Annotated in this window: 13 protein-coding genes; 6 read left to right on the top strand and 7 right to left on the bottom strand. The window is 52.1% G+C overall.

Annotation, left to right across the window (positions count from 1 at the left end; genetic code table 11):
* Positions 1-77: 77 nt before the first annotated feature.
* The 4 genes from AC08OG_RS15515 to AC08OG_RS15500 form a co-directional block, all read right to left on the bottom strand.
* Complete coding sequence (locus AC08OG_RS15515) at positions 78-365, bottom strand: hypothetical protein (protein WP_482930631.1); 288 nt, start codon at positions 363-365, stop codon at positions 78-80.
* Between the two features lie 11 nt (positions 366-376).
* Positions 377-1,228 carry a PD-(D/E)XK nuclease family protein gene (locus tag AC08OG_RS15510; protein ID WP_482930630.1) on the bottom strand — a complete coding sequence of 284 codons (852 nt, stop codon included), beginning with the start codon at positions 1,226-1,228 and terminating at the stop codon, positions 377-379.
* Complete coding sequence (locus AC08OG_RS15505) at positions 1,225-1,500, bottom strand: hypothetical protein (protein ID WP_226069779.1); 276 nt, start codon at positions 1,498-1,500, stop codon at positions 1,225-1,227. The genes AC08OG_RS15510 and AC08OG_RS15505 overlap by 4 nt, the downstream gene beginning before the upstream one ends.
* A gap of 521 nt (positions 1,501-2,021) precedes the next feature.
* Entirely contained in the window at positions 2,022-3,263 is a 1,242-nt protein-coding gene (locus AC08OG_RS15500; protein ID WP_482930629.1) for an RNA-guided endonuclease InsQ/TnpB family protein, read from the bottom strand.
* Between the two features lie 21 nt (positions 3,264-3,284).
* Here AC08OG_RS15500 and tnpA point away from each other — a divergent pair, with 21 nt between their 5' ends.
* The 4 genes from tnpA to cueR all read left to right on the top strand — a co-directional run bounded on the left by tnpA (position 3,285) and on the right by cueR (position 8,084).
* Complete coding sequence (gene tnpA, locus AC08OG_RS15495; RefSeq protein WP_226069670.1) at positions 3,285-3,701, top strand: IS200/IS605 family transposase; 417 nt, start codon at positions 3,285-3,287, stop codon at positions 3,699-3,701.
* Between the two features lie 508 nt (positions 3,702-4,209).
* Entirely contained in the window at positions 4,210-4,602 is a 393-nt protein-coding gene (locus AC08OG_RS15490; protein ID WP_417585820.1) for a hypothetical protein, read from the top strand.
* Between the two features lie 389 nt (positions 4,603-4,991).
* Positions 4,992-7,532 (top strand): heavy metal translocating P-type ATPase, encoded by a 2,541-nt coding sequence (locus tag AC08OG_RS15485; protein ID WP_482930639.1) that lies wholly within the window; start codon positions 4,992-4,994, stop codon positions 7,530-7,532.
* Positions 7,533-7,586: 54 nt separating this feature from the next.
* Complete coding sequence (cueR, locus tag AC08OG_RS15480) at positions 7,587-8,084, top strand: Cu(I)-responsive transcriptional regulator (RefSeq protein WP_482930638.1); 498 nt, start codon at positions 7,587-7,589, stop codon at positions 8,082-8,084.
* 43 nt (positions 8,085-8,127) lie between these two features.
* Here cueR and AC08OG_RS15475 read toward each other — a convergent pair whose 3' ends face one another.
* Positions 8,128-8,331 (bottom strand): heavy-metal-associated domain-containing protein, encoded by a 204-nt coding sequence (locus AC08OG_RS15475; protein WP_063977589.1) that lies wholly within the window; start codon positions 8,329-8,331, stop codon positions 8,128-8,130.
* On the opposite strand from AC08OG_RS15475, the gene AC08OG_RS15470 reads away from it, so the two are divergent.
* Together AC08OG_RS15470 and AC08OG_RS15465 are read left to right on the top strand one after the other, a co-directional pair.
* The gene (locus AC08OG_RS15470) at positions 8,293-9,723 is read left to right on the top strand and encodes an MFS transporter (RefSeq protein WP_482930628.1); all 1,431 of its coding nucleotides are present in this window, start codon (positions 8,293-8,295) and stop codon (positions 9,721-9,723) included. The genes AC08OG_RS15475 and AC08OG_RS15470 overlap by 39 nt on opposite strands.
* A 114-nt stretch (positions 9,724-9,837) precedes the next feature.
* A complete protein-coding gene (locus AC08OG_RS15465; RefSeq protein WP_482930627.1) occupies positions 9,838-11,127 on the top strand; it encodes an ISL3 family transposase in 1,290 nt (429 codons plus the stop codon).
* A gap of 130 nt (positions 11,128-11,257) precedes the next feature.
* On the opposite strand, the gene AC08OG_RS15460 is transcribed toward AC08OG_RS15465, so the two are convergent.
* Positions 11,258-12,268, bottom strand: coding sequence for a hypothetical protein (locus tag AC08OG_RS15460; RefSeq protein WP_292398643.1), 1,011 nt, complete (start codon positions 12,266-12,268; stop codon positions 11,258-11,260).
* 440 nt (positions 12,269-12,708) lie between these two features.
* Complete coding sequence (locus AC08OG_RS15455) at positions 12,709-13,500, bottom strand: hypothetical protein (RefSeq protein ID WP_283630480.1); 792 nt, start codon at positions 13,498-13,500, stop codon at positions 12,709-12,711.
* Positions 13,501-13,509 lie beyond the last annotated feature (9 nt).

Raw genomic sequence — 13,509 nt, 5'->3', positions numbered from 1 at the left:
TCCAAAATGAAATAACACCACCCCCGAAGGGGTGGTGGTATAAAACCACCCCAAGGGGTGAAACGATTTCTAACTATTCACATAGCCAGATATTTTTTAATTGAGTCGCGATTCGCTTCCGGATCTTCGATCCCTATCACCTTGCAACACGTTGCAAAGCTAAAGGGGCGATTATCATTAACGATTGGCTCGTCCAACCAAGACATTATTTCTCGCCATTGCTCTCCTCCAGGTGGGGAGTCACGCAATAACGTAATGCTTTTGATGTAGAGCTCTTCGTGCAGCCCCTCAGCCAGCTCTGGGGTTAAATTCCACTCTTCTGTGTTGAGGGGAAGGAGATCGAGATCCAATGCTAATTGCATCATTTCTCGTCCTCCTACGCTGCTAACTGCAGAGCAACTTTCGCTCTATCTGGAATCTCCAAATCTTCAGTGCATCCCTCACTGCATAACCGGTTAAAGTCACACATTGAACAAGGACTGTTAAAGGCTCCAAGCGGGCTGCGGTTAAACCGCCCATTGTTGTAGTCGTTAACAAACCACTGACAGGTCTGAATGTATTCCGAGACTCGTTCTGACGGTCTGCGGTCAACGATTTGAGGAGAATGGATAACCGGGTCTTTTTTCTTGTGCAAGCACATGAAACCAACCTGGTCGGCCTGTTCTATCCCTAACGTCTGCGCATGACTATCTACGAGCAGCTGATACGCCGTTAACTGATCGGATTGGCGAACATACAAATCATCATAGGCAACACCGGTTGTTTTGATGTCGATAATGATGACTCTGCCAAGCTGATCCATAGCGATTAAATCCAGATAACCCCGCAATTTAACTTTCGGTGCTAACTGAACTGCGAGTTCGACCTGCAATGCAGGTGAACCATCTGGCATGATAAAAACCATCAGCTCAGACTCCTCCCACGCAGCTGGAAACTTCCCAGCCATCGCAGCACCCATGTCTTTCAGCTTTTGCTCCGACTGTGTAGACGAATACTCAAGTGAAATTGATGACTGCTTTTTCCAATGTCTTAGAAAGACATCTTCAATAGAAGAAATCCGATTCCCCAGCGTTGCTGCCTTTAAGTAATCCATCACGGTGTCATCCACCGCTTTACCGAAAGCAAGGTTTGCTGAAGTAACTTTTGGTCTTATACCCAACTTGTAGTGGTACCAGACCTGCTTCATGCAAGTCTGACCCTTCTGAACTCGGCTAGGACTGAGAATCATTGCTCACTCCTTTGCCACAAAATCCGCTTCTCTTCGAGGAAAGCATGCGAATATTTTTTAGCTCGTTTTTGTTGGGATCTGCTGAAAAGGTTATAGCCCACGACTTTGCGTGCCTTTTCGAGAATGATTACTAACTTGTCACCCGCCCACATGGCGCGAGTAACATGGTCGTCCTTCTGATCTACACGGGATACTTTAAATTCTGCATTTGCACCCGCTTGTTTGATGATCTCTTGCAGGACTTCATCACGTCTCAGCGTCTTAAACTTCATTTGTGCCTCCTTGAATTGAAAATCCTTCGGAATGGCACAGACAAAGCTATCCCTACAGGGCAGTTTGTGTGCCCTGAAGGGTGATTGAGTGCTGATTAAACGGTCAGCAAGCCGCTTTCAATCGACAAATAAATGTCGATCAGAAACCTTTGGTCTGGAGGCACGAAAAAAACGTACAGACGTGCAGACACACAAAAGATTTCTGCGTGAAAAAATTTACTTCAATCGGATTTGCTCTTTCGAGCTGAGAGTACGGCCAGTGGACGTATCTTATTGAGCCTGGCGGGAGCCAAGAATCGCAGGAAGCGATATTTGGATACGAAAATACCAATTTAACAGATGGGTGTCAACGCCTTGGATCACGTTGCTCATTATTTAACCAGCGGACTTTCTTTTCGACTGGCCAACGACCTTATGTGGTTACTGACAGACTTATCCACAGAAAATGTGAATGAAATATGACAGAAAGGTATGACCTTCGCATGGAGGCCAATTCACAACTGCTTGACATCCTCCCCGGCCTAAAGGCCGGAGATTCCTACGGCGCTCATCCCGGCATCGCGCCGCAATGAGTTGCTTCGGTGGGTTCCTGCTGCTGGCGACATTACTGCGTCGCTCACTTCACAGGCGCAACGGGCGTGTCCCGCCCTGAGAATGTTGATCGCACCAACTACATCGGCGTTTTCCTCGAAGCCGCACGCAACACACCGGAACCGGGCTTGTGTGCGTCGGTTCTCTTTGGCGACATGGCCGCAGCACGGACACTTCCGGCTGGTGTTTTGGGGTGGTACGGCAACGAGTTGTCCGCCATTCCAAGCGAGTTTGTAGTCTAACTGGCGGCGGAACTCATACCAGCCTTGATCTAGGATGGCTTTATTCAGGCCGGATTTGGCCTTGACGTTTCTGCCCGGTGTCTCGGTAGTGCCTGATGCTGACTTGGACATATTCCGAACCTGCAAGTCCTCGATACACACCATCGTGTGGTTTTGGCTGATCGTGGTCGTGGCTTTGTGCAGGTAGTCGCGTCGGGCATTGCCGATATGGGCATGGATTTTCTGGACTTTGGCTTTTGCCTTTTTCCAGTTGTTGCTGAACTTCTTTTTTCGGCTCATGGCTCGCTGAGCATTCACCAAGGCTTTTTCTTGGCGTTTGAAACTATTGAGCGGGGCGAAATAGCTGCCGTCGCTCAGTGTGGCAAAACGGGCAATGCCCATATCGATGCCGACAATGGCGGTCGACGGGTGGATAGGCGCTTCGACTTCGCGCTCGGTTTGAATCGACACATACCACTTGCCTTGTTTGCCGGATACGGTGACGTTTTTCACAATACCCAACACTTCCCGGCTGATGCGGTAGCGAACCCAGCCTAGTTTTGGCAGAAAAATCCGGCTGTTGCCTTGGTCGAGCTTGCAACCTTGCGGATAGCGAAAGTTATCCGACTGGCCTTTCTTCTTGAAGCGAGGAAAGTCTGCGCGTTTCTCGAAGAAGTTTTTATAGGCTCGTTCCAGGTCTTTAAGCGTTTGCTGCAAGGGTTGGGAATGGGTTTCAGATAGCCATTGCGTTTCGCTACTCTTGCGCCACTCGGTCAGTTGTTTGCACAAATCGGCATAAGACAACTTCTTTTTGCTTTCTGCGTAGTGCGCTTGTTGCAACGCCAATGCCTTATTGAATACAAAACGGCACGACCCGGCGAAACGGCGCATATTGCGCTGTTGTTCGCCGTCCGGCATTAATTCGTATTTGAAAACTTGAAGTCGTTGCATGATTCAATCATACTCTGGTCTATGGGCAATGACAATGACATTAGGCACGGTAGACACTGTGTTTTTAAGATGCACGTTCATCTGGTCTTTGTGACTAAATACCGCCGTGGTGTATTCACAAAAGCCATTCTGGACGACCTTCAAGAAATCTTCTCCAATGTATGCGCCGACTTTGAAGCGGAGTTGGTGGAATTCGATGGAGAGGACGATCACGTTCACCTGTTGGTGAACTACCCGCCTAAGGTGGCAATATCGAAACTGGTTAATAGCCTGAAAGGCGTATCCAGTCTTCTTATCCGAAAAAAGAACTACCCAAGCATTAAGAAGAAACTGTGGGGCGGGGCCTTGTGGTCGCCAAGCTATTTCGCTGGAAGCTGCGGCGGTGCGCCGATTGAAATCATTCGGCAATACATCGAGCAACAGCAAACACCTCATTAAGTATTCAAAGGACGGCGCTGCCGTCCGCGCTATTCATCCCCGCCCTGAACGACGGGGCTTTTCGCGCAATCCGGTAAAGCGGCTTAATAACACTTAACGATCCAAAACGATAAATACATTTGAACAGCCCGGTTGTGGCTGATGTTAAATGAGGTATCAATGGATAATAACAATAAAAAAGTAGAGCGAAATAAAGGTTGGTTCATCATAATCAAGTTCGGATGGAAACTTTACCAGTACTACCATGAAGGGGTCAGTTCACGAAACGGAAAAAATTGTACGCTAAGCCTTTGGCATCAATGATATCGACACCATTTTTTCCACAATTCATAAAGTTGCGCAGTAATTAGTCGACGACTGGCCCTTGCTAAATAATTTTCATTTCAGCATGAGTTGTGCTTTAAAAATTCAATTCTGCAACTACACTCATTGGGCGAACAGAGCGAGAAATCCGCCGTTAATTCCAATAGCGGGTACGCGAATGAATATCAGCTCTTAGGGGAATATTATGAGACAGATAAGACCATTACGTTTGATCTTTGCAGCTTTATTGTTTGCCACATCACTACCGACTCTCGCGGCGGCCACGACTATAGAGCTGGTGAATGACAGCAATTCAGATGAAACTTTAATCAGATCGAATACGTCTGGAATTGTGACACCTCCAGCGCCAGATCCGTTATTTGCGAACGATACCAGCGTTGTTGTATCAGAAACCCCCGGCACCGTTGATGCAGGTGCTTTCACTTATCAAAGCTGCAGATTTAACTGGTCGGTAATTAAAGTCGGATCTCTATACCAGTTCTCAGATGGAGCTGAGCCTGCATCGGATTGTGAATCACAAGTAATTCTACAAAACTTTATTACTGGTGAGTATTCTGTACGATTTACCGTAGAATAAATTTTTTTAAACTGATCTTACTAAAATTAATTGGGTATTCGGATTAGCTGGTTGATTATCTCTTTGGCGTGCAATCACAGATTACACTTTCCCAACGGAAAAACTGGTTGGCGAGGCCTGGAACAAATGCGTAAGGATTGTGGTACTAGAGAATTCATCGCGCATCCTTCTGTCTACCTCGAACGCTCCCTTAGCGCGAATTTGTCCGATGTGCCACTGACTGCTGACAACACTCGTATGGAGTTTTCAACCTAAACCCGGATTCGATGTTCCCGTAAGTACTGGGTGTGGTAACTATGCATCAGGAAATTTAGCGCTTGACCTTCCCACAATAGGAAGGTTTATCTTTCTGGAATATCATCAGGAGATGCTTGTGGAGAAGACGAATGATGCATACTCAAGACAAATTGAATCCGTCGGCTGTGACGGTGACAAGCTTTCCCATCGAAGGTATGAGTTGCGCTTCCTGCGTCGGGCGCGTGGAGGCTGAACTCAAGAAGGTCGAGGGCGTTGACACTGTTACGGTGAACCTGGTGACCGAACGTGCCGATATCCAGTCCGCTTCGCCACTCGACCGCGGATCACTCATCAACGCTATCGAGAAAGCTGGCTATTCGGTGCCAGCTGAGACCACAGAGCTTTCCATCGAAGGTATGACCTGCGCGTCCTGTGTCGGTCGCGTCGAAAAGGCGCTCAAGGCTGTGCCCGGCGTCACCAGTGCCGTTGTCAACCTTGCGACTGAAAGAGCCACGATCCAGGGCAGCGCCGATGCGACCGCCTTGGTGACGGCTATCGAGAACGCGGGATATGATGCCAGGGTAATCGCGGCTGCTACGGGTAGCCGTCGGGGCGAGACCGATGAGCGCACCGAGAAGAAGGACGCGGAACGCCGTGGACTGACACGTGATTTCACGATTGCAGCGGTGTTGACCGTGCCTGTCTTCATTCTGGAGATGGGCTCACACCTCATTCCTGGCATGCACGACCTGATTGCCTCAACGATCGGCATGGAGACGAATTGGTATCTCCAGTTCGTGTTGACAACCATCGTTCTGTTCGTGCCGGGCATCCGCTTTTACCACAAGGGGTTTCCGGCCCTCGGGCGGCTTGCCCCCGACATGAACTCCCTGGTCGCGGTCGGCACCATGGCAGCCTATGGCTATTCGCTCGTGGCGACCTTCGCGCCGGGGTTCCTGCCCGACGGAGCCGTCAACGTCTACTTTGAGGCCGCCGCTGTTATCGTCACTCTCATCCTGCTCGGCCGGTTGCTGGAGGCTCGCGCCAAGGGACGCACCTCCGAGGCGATCAAGCGTCTTGTCGGGCTTCAGGCCAAAATGGCACGGGTGCGTCGGGACGATAAGTCGATCGAACTGCCGATCGACTCCGTCTTGTCGGGAGATATCGTCGAGGTTCGTCCCGGCGATCGCATTCCGGTGGATGGCGAACTCATCGAAGGCGAAAGCTATGTCGATGAATCGATGATCACGGGAGAACCGATCCCCGTCTCCAAGAAGCACGGCAGCGAGGTCGTGGCCGGAACGGTGAACCAGAAAGGCGCATTCGCCATCCGTGCGACGGCTGTCGGCGGCAACACCGTTCTGTCGCAGATCATCCGCATGGTGGAAGAAGCGCAGGGGTCGAAGCTGCCAATCCAGGCGCTGGTCGACAAGGTGACGATGTATTTCGTGCCTGCGGTGTTTGTGGCAGCGATTCTCACCTTCGGGACATGGATGTGGTTCGGCCCGTCGCCCGCGCTCACTTTCGCGCTGGTCAACGCCGTCGCGGTGCTGATCATCGCCTGCCCTTGCGCCATGGGGCTGGCCACACCGACCTCGATCATGGTCGGCACTGGCCGCGGTGCCGAGCTGGGCGTGCTCTTCCGCAAGGGTGAAGCACTCCAGTTGTTGAAAGATGCCAAGGTCGTTGCCGTTGACAAGACGGGCACGTTGACGGAAGGCAAACCGGCTCTCACCGATCTGGAATTGGCCACCGGATTCGAGCACGTAGACGTGTTGGCTCTGGTCGCGGCCATCGAGGCCAAATCCGAACACCCGATCGCCCGTGCGATCGTGAACGCCGCCGCCGCGGAGAACATCTCACTGCCGGACGTGTCGAACTTCGAATCGGTGACGGGTTTTGGCGTGAAGGCTGAGGCCGGTGGCAAGCGGGTCGAGATAGGTGCTGACCGCTACATGAGCGAACTCGGTCACGACGTGGCGGCGTTCTCCAAGGTCGCCAAACGCCTCGGCGACGAGGGTAAGTCTCCGCTCTATGCTGCGATAGAGGGCAAGCTTGCGGCGATTATCGCCGTTGCCGACCCGATCAAGGAAACGACGCCTGCTGCCATCAAGGCCCTGCACGATCTCGGGCTCAAGGTCGCGATGATCACCGGCGACAACGCCCACACGGCCAAGGCCATCGCGGCGCGACTCGGGATCGACGAGGTGGTGGCGGAAGTGCTACCGGACGGCAAGGTCGACGCGGTGCGCCGCCTTAAGGGAGAGCACGGCAAGGTGGCGTTCGTCGGTGATGGCATCAACGACGCTCCCGCTCTGGCCGAAGCGGATGTAGGTCTTGCCATTGGCACAGGTACGGACATTGCCATTGAAGCGGCTGATGTGGTGCTGATGTCGGGTAACCTGCAAGGTGTGCCAAAGGCGATCGCCTTGTCGAAGGCAACCATCGACAACATCCGACAAAATCTGTTCTGGGCGTTTGCCTACAACACGGCTTTGATTCCGGTCGCGGCAGGTGTGCTCTATCCGGCCTACGACATCCTGCTTTCGCCCGTCTTCGCTGCCGGCGCCATGGCACTGTCGTCGGTGTTTGTACTCGGCAATGCACTGAGATTGCGTCATTTCCGCTCACCCATGGGGACGGACGACAACGACGTGTCGCAGAGACAGGTGGAATTTGCACAAGCGAAATAAGGACAACCGAGCCTGCCACAGTGCAGGCTTGATGTTATCTGGAGAGGCATGGCTATGAATATTGGAAAGGCAGCGGAGGCATCGGGTGTATCGGCGAAGATGATCCGCTACTACGAATCGATCGGCTTGATTCCGGAAGCGTTGCGAACCGAAGCTGGATACAGGGATTACTCGGACAAGGATGTGCAAACCCTGCGCTTCATCCGGCGCGCACGGGATCTCGGGTTTTCGGTGGCGCAGATGAATGAACTGGTTGCGCTCTGGCGCGACCGGGGTCGTGCGAGCGCCGACGTCAAACGTCTTGCGCTTGAGCATGTCGCGGAGCTTGAGCTCAAGGCGCGCGAACTCCAGAAAATGAGCCGTGCACTCAAGCACCTGGCGGAAAACTGCCAGGGCGACGCTCGGCCGGACTGCCCGATTATCAGCGGTCTGGCCGGGGATGGCGTAGTGAAAGGAACGCCTAAGGGTGAGCGAGAACTTAATTCCACGCGCTTCGGGGCTATCGGGATTGAACCCAATTGCACGCAACGTCGCGGGAAAGAGAAGCGCTGACGCGTCTACTTCAGAAGCGGCGTCCTTGCCCTGACCTGAATGATTACCCGGCAAGGTGCTGATTATCGTACCCAGCCTCGCGGATGGCATCACTGATACGCGCCTCATTGACCTGGCTGCGCACGGTGACCTCGGCGTGTTCTATATCTGTAGATACTTCCGCCTGTGGGTCGATACTTTTAATGGCTTTTTCGACGGCGGATGTGCAGTGGCCACAGGTCATGCCGTTAACGTTGAATCGATACATATCGAACTCCTTCACAGAATCAGAGAATTGAGGAACCTGATCGTCCCAGCGACCAATCTAGTCTTTCCAACGCTGGTAAGGTCAACTGCGGAGCCTCAGACTTTGATTTGTCGAGTGCTCTGTGCCGACGGGCTGCCAAATGCACGGCTATTGATAAGACCTGGCCGATGCCGACAGTCTCTCTGTGCAAGGCATGCAAACGCAGCCTTGACCTTCCAACCATTGGAACGATTACCCTTTTGTGAAAAGTCAGCGCAACCGGTGTTCGGTAATCGCACTAAACACAAAGGAGTTAATCGATGTCCACAGAGTCCCCTTCTCACTCAGGCGACCAGAGCGCCCACTCGGTCTGGCCTTGGCATTATTGCTGGATTGATTCTTGGAGGATTTCTGACAGGCCTGCTTGGCTGGCGTTGGGCGTTCTTCATCAATGTACCCATCGGTTTGGCGGTGCTCGCTGGTTCGAGAACACTTGTCGAAGCGGAATTGCACAAGGGACGCCCCGACCTGACGGGAGCGCTTTCCAGCATCATCGGCATGGCAGCACTCGTCTATGGAATTACCCGTGGTGGTGAACATGGCTGGACCGATGGCATTACGCTCATTGCATTCGCCACTACGGCTATCCTGCTGCCGCTGTTCTTGGTTTTACAGTCGCGCAGCAGTGATCCACTTTTGCCGCTCCGCTTGTTCAAGGATCGCAACCGATCCGGTTCGTACCTGGCCATGCTGCTGCTGGGCTTCGGCCCCATGGGCATGATCTATTTGCTGACGCTCTATTTGCAGCACATCCTCAGCTATAGCCCGACCCTGACCGCCATGGCGTTTCTGCCCTTTGGGGTGGGTATCATCATTGGTGCTGTTGTCAGTTCAAAGCTTGTCATGCGCTTTACGCCGCGCGAGGTCGCAGCTCCGGCTGCGCTGGTCGCTAGCGCTGCATTGTTCTGGCTTTCGACCATCGGGCAACAACTCGACTATAGCTGGCACTTCATGCCAGCCGCCTTCCTCACCGCCTTCGGTTTCGTGGGAGCGGTCATTGCGCTGGCATTGACGGCCGTGAAGGGTGTGCAAGCACAGGAGACCGGCATCGCATCGGCGTTGTTCAACGCGTCGCAACAGATTGGTGTTGCGTTGGGGCTGGCTATCCTTTCGAGCATTTCTGTCTCCGTCACGGCCAGTCGGATGCCCGAGGCATTTGCTTCTCTGTATCGCGGTCGGGAAGTCGGCGATGCCGAACTGGTGCAGTCAGCCGGTGATGCGCTGATTCAGGGTTATGGCTTGGGACTTGCGGCGAGCGGGGTTGCTCTTGGCATCGCAGCCATCATCGTGGCCGTACTTGTCAACGCCAGGAAAGGACAGGTTTCCACACTTGGCGATAGTCCCTTGCATTGACCGGTTCTTCTTCCCTTTACGGCGCAGTCTGCCAAACCCGTACTGCGCCACACTGATGATTAATGGGAATCTGTCGCAATAGCTATGGAGCTTCCACCATGAGGAGAACACCGCATGACCGAAATGCCCGACAACATCCTGCACCTGCCTAAGTACCAGGTGCTGGGCTGCAAATCCACCGACGACGAAATGCACTTTCAGGTGGACGTGCCCGATCCCATTGCCTGCGAGGAATGCGGCGTGCAGGGTGAGTTCGTGCGGTTCGGCAAGCGTGATGTTCCCTATCGTGATCTGCCCATCTACGGCAAGCGGGTCACCCTCTGGGTGGTCCGCCGCCGGTACACCTGCCGGGCCTGCAAGACCACCTTCAGGCCCCAGTTACCGGAGATGGTGGACGGCTTCCGCATGACGCTGCGGCTGCATGAATACGTGGAGAAGGAGTCCTTCAACCATCCCTACACCTTCGTGGCGGCACAGACCGGCCTGGACGAGAAGACGGTACGCGACATCTTCAATGCCCGCGCCGAGTTCCTGGGGCGCTGGCACCGCTTCGAGACTCCCCGCATTCTGGGTATCGACGAGCTGTACCTGAACAAGCGTTACCGCTGCATCCTAACCAACATCGAGGAGCGAACCCTGCTCGACCTGCTGGCCACCCGCCGTCGGGATGTGGTGACCAACTACCTGATGAAGCTGAAAGACCGGCGGAAGGTCGAGATCGTCAGCATGGACATGTGGAACCCCTACCGGGCAGCGGTCAAGGCGGTGCTGCCACAGGCCCGTATCGTGGTCGATAAGTTCCATGTGGTGCGCATGGCGAACGATGCCCTGGAAAAGGTCCGCAAGGGCCTCAGAAAGGAGCTGAAACCCTCCCAGAGCCGAACCCTCAAGGGAGACCGGAAACTCCTGCTGAAACGCGCTCACGAAGTATCAGACCGGGAACGCCTCATTATGGAGACCTGGACTGGCGCATTCCCGCAACTGCTGGCCGCCTACGAGCACAAGGAGAGCTTCTACGGCATCTGGAATGCCACCACACGGCCACAGGCAGAAGCCGCCCTGGACGACTGGATAGCCACCATTCCGAAGGGCCAGAAGGAAGTCTGGAGCGATCTGGTCAGGGCTGTAGGCAACTGGCGCGAAGAGATCATGACTTACTTCGAGACGGACATGCCCGTCACCAACGCTTACACGGAGTCCATCAACCGACTGGCGAAGGACAAGAACCGTGAAGGGCGTGGTTACTCCTTCGAGGTGATGCGGGCACGAATGCTGTACACCACGAAGCACAAGAAGAAGCCCCCGACTGCAAAGGTCTCTCCGTTCCACAAGAAAACCATCGGTTACGGACTGCCGGACTTCGCAGAGGAACTCAACTACGGGGTCGATCTATCAACCATCTGAGGGTGGTATCAGGTTGGTGGGGTGAAGATGCCCCATCAACCATTAAATCCGTATACCCAATTAATTCACTGTGTAACGTAGATATACATTGCACAGTGAATTATTTATAAGATATTGTCTTTTCGGCTATTTATTTAGTGAAGTTGGGTACGTATAGCTCTCTGGTGGCGTTTATAGAATCATCCAACCTATTCTCGTAACCACTAAACCAAGACTGTTTTCGTATATCCTCCGCGTTCAGAATTTGACCCTCTGTAATACTTTTTGATCCAAACTTCTCTGCTGCATCCATAGCTTCATATAACAACATTATAAGAGGACTATCTGACATAAAATCCTCTGGTATCTCTCCGTTTTTGATTGACGCACTTTCATATGCTTTTTGAACGCCCGCGCGCTGGTGCGCATATTCAAAAGAGGTCCCTTTTTCCTCATTGCCTACAGCATCTAAAAATTCTATCCCAGCTTTGAACTTAGACGCCATATTCCCAACAAAAGGGTCGGAAAACTGATCCTTTTCGCTCGTCGGACCGCTGTAAAGTCCCATGGCAAGCCCCTGTTGTTGATTCATTTTATTACGAGCTATGGCCTGCTCATCTTTTGTGAACATTTCGCCTTGATTACTTGCAACAGCATAGAGTGCTCGCCTATCAAGCTCACCCAGTAACGAATTTCTGCTTTCTGCAGGTGCGTTATTTGGCGGATATGACTTTCCAATCGACTCCAGGCGCTCATAATTATTATCCATACTAGCGCGTGCATCTATCGCAACCTGGCTAAAATCTTTTCCAGCAGAAAATGTATCACGACCAGGCTCTTTGACACCTAATGCAATATTAGCAGCTGTAAATCCGTCATAGGTCGGCATAAACTGTTCGTAATAGCTAGGGGATTGACCGCCCCTGGACGCCTCTAGTGCTTTCCTGCCAGCATCTGAAATAGTAACGTCGTTATTACTATTTTCAGGACCAGCACTGTCCTTGATAGGTTTCTCTTCGACTCCAGATCCCGTTTTTTCCAAACTAGCGTATTTATTTTGCACTCCAAGTGGCTGGCTGCTTATGGTAGATATCACAACAATGCCTCCACTAAATACATATACGTGATTTGAACGAACCTTTGCATCAAGGTATGCACCCATTTTTTAAGCGTGGCGGACAATGGCCGCTTCTGCGTGCTTTGAAAGCCAAAGTTGGTTGACATCTCACTGATAACCATTCGAGAAAAACGCTGTTGGTTTGCCAATTGCAGTATGCAATTGACGCCCATACTCTAACCCCTTCGGAATACTCCCTACTCTTGTTATCGGGACTTACCGGAATAACTTTAGCTAATCGGTCAGCCTATCCAGCGGATTGCATCCGGCGTTTTGATCATTACCTAGTATAGTAGCACCCTAGGCCCCCATAGACAAAATTCCTGAAATGCGAATAGATGTAGCGGCCCGCAAACATCGAGGCGAACCCACATTATTTGAGAATAGAGCACTCGGCTAGAAGTAGGATTAATCGACTTTTGGATAACTGGATCAGACTGATAAAAGAAAAACCCCCACCGAAATCGGCAGGGGTTTTAATTTTTTCAAGTGAGTAAAGGTAAACCTTTCAGATGTAACAGTGCATTGCGAAACTCTTCAACAGTATTCACAACAGGGCAATCTACACCCTTCACTCTGGCCAATGATTCAAGCTGGCGTCGTTGTGCGGGCTGGACCTTGGTCGGGTCTGCTTTTACACCGCGACTGGTGCTTGTGTCATTTGTCTGTCGTTGTTGGACAGGCGTGGCTGGTTCCGTCTTCTCCGTAGAACTGACGGTCTTAGTCTCGGCAGGTTCAGCAGGCTCTGGCTCGTTGCGAGGTGTTTCTACCGCAACAGGTTGCATGACCACTGTCTGACTTTGACTAGGCGCATCACTTACAGTATCAAAGGCAAGGCCTTGGGAATTCATGTCATTGTCTTCATCTGAATCAAAGACATCGCCACCAAATCCCAAACGAGCGAGTAATCGTTGAAAAGCTGCCGTCTCACCGGATTCGTAATCTTTAAGATTCCAAATTGGTTTGATTGCAGAACTCTCCGCGACCACGTTGCCATCTTTGTCCACTAATTGCGACTTGAAGACAACTTTACGCTCATCCATCAGCTCCTTTATATGCTGCTCAGGAAGCTTCCCTTGTGCTGCCAGTGCAATGCACAGTTCCTTTCGGCCCTGTGCAAAGTCCAGGTAGTCAGTGGAATGAGCCAATACGCGATAGCCTTTATCTGGACCATATACCTTTAAAAACTCAGGTACACGGGCAGAGACTTTCACATACTGATTCGTTTCACCGTTTTGATTTTGGATATGAACTACTTTTGAGTTAGTTGCAGCCATGATGTGCCT

This window comes from Methylophaga sp. F7 (assembly GCF_056863975.1).
Note: the sequence above shows the minus strand (reverse complement) of the source record. Positions and strands in the feature narration are given on the sequence as shown.

Excerpts from the sequence above, each read along its gene's own strand:
- AC08OG_RS15515 (WP_482930631.1), bottom strand. The coding sequence starts at position 365 with ATGATGCAATTAGCATTGGATCTCGATCTCCTTCCCCTCAACACAGAA.
- AC08OG_RS15510 (WP_482930630.1), bottom strand. The coding sequence starts at position 1,228 with ATGATTCTCAGTCCTAGCCGAGTTCAGAAGGGTCAGACTTGCATGAAG.
- AC08OG_RS15505 (WP_226069779.1), bottom strand. The coding sequence starts at position 1,500 with ATGAAGTTTAAGACGCTGAGACGTGATGAAGTCCTGCAAGAGATCATC.
- AC08OG_RS15500 (WP_482930629.1), bottom strand. The coding sequence starts at position 3,263 with ATGCAACGACTTCAAGTTTTCAAATACGAATTAATGCCGGACGGCGAA.
- tnpA (WP_226069670.1), top strand. The coding sequence starts at position 3,285 with ATGGGCAATGACAATGACATTAGGCACGGTAGACACTGTGTTTTTAAG.
- AC08OG_RS15490 (WP_417585820.1), top strand. The coding sequence starts at position 4,210 with ATGAGACAGATAAGACCATTACGTTTGATCTTTGCAGCTTTATTGTTT.
- AC08OG_RS15485 (WP_482930639.1), top strand. The coding sequence starts at position 4,992 with ATGCATACTCAAGACAAATTGAATCCGTCGGCTGTGACGGTGACAAGC.
- cueR (WP_482930638.1), top strand. The coding sequence starts at position 7,587 with ATGAATATTGGAAAGGCAGCGGAGGCATCGGGTGTATCGGCGAAGATG.
- AC08OG_RS15475 (WP_063977589.1), bottom strand. The coding sequence starts at position 8,331 with ATGTATCGATTCAACGTTAACGGCATGACCTGTGGCCACTGCACATCC.
- AC08OG_RS15465 (WP_482930627.1), top strand. The coding sequence starts at position 9,838 with ATGACCGAAATGCCCGACAACATCCTGCACCTGCCTAAGTACCAGGTG.
- AC08OG_RS15460 (WP_292398643.1), bottom strand. The coding sequence starts at position 12,268 with ATGGGTGCATACCTTGATGCAAAGGTTCGTTCAAATCACGTATATGTA.
- AC08OG_RS15455 (WP_283630480.1), bottom strand. The coding sequence starts at position 13,500 with ATGGCTGCAACTAACTCAAAAGTAGTTCATATCCAAAATCAAAACGGT.